Raw genomic sequence first — 508 nt, 5'->3', positions numbered from 1 at the left:
CATCAGCCCCTGCGCCTGCTCGGCCTTGCCCGCTTCCAGCTTGGCTTCGTCGGCGATGCCGCGCTCGGCCAGCTCGGCGGTCGCCACGCGCTTGTGCGGGTTGGACGGGCCGGCCATGTTGCGCACCACGCTGGACAGGTCGAAGCGCAGCACGCGCTCGTACTGCGCGGTGGCCAGATCGTCAGCCCACAGGCCGGTGGTACGGGCGTAGTTCTCCACCAGCGCCACCTGCGATTCCTCGCGGCCGGTCAGGCGCAGGTAATCGATGGTCTGCCCGTCGATGTAGAACATCGCGGCGGTGGCGCCGTATTCGGGGCACATGTTGGAAATGGTGGCGCGGTCACCGATGGTCAGTGCCGCAGCACCCTCGCCGAAGAATTCAAGATACGCACCCACCACGCGTTCCTTGCGCAGGAACTCGGTCAGTGCCAGCACCACGTCGGTGGCGGTGATGCCCGGCTGCGGCCTGCCGGTCAGCTCGACGCCGATGATATCCGGCAGGCGCATC

At 67.7% G+C, this 508-nt stretch carries 1 protein-coding gene; it reads right to left on the bottom strand.

Features of this window, described 5'->3' with window-relative positions; all coding sequences use genetic code 11:
* Positions 1–508 (bottom strand): aconitase family protein (locus tag ACYVTD_RS16220; protein ID WP_461248709.1); only part of this gene is annotated, 508 nt, incomplete at both ends.

This window comes from Treponema sp. R6D11 (assembly GCF_054786075.1).
Note: the sequence above shows the minus strand (reverse complement) of the source record. Positions and strands in the feature narration are given on the sequence as shown.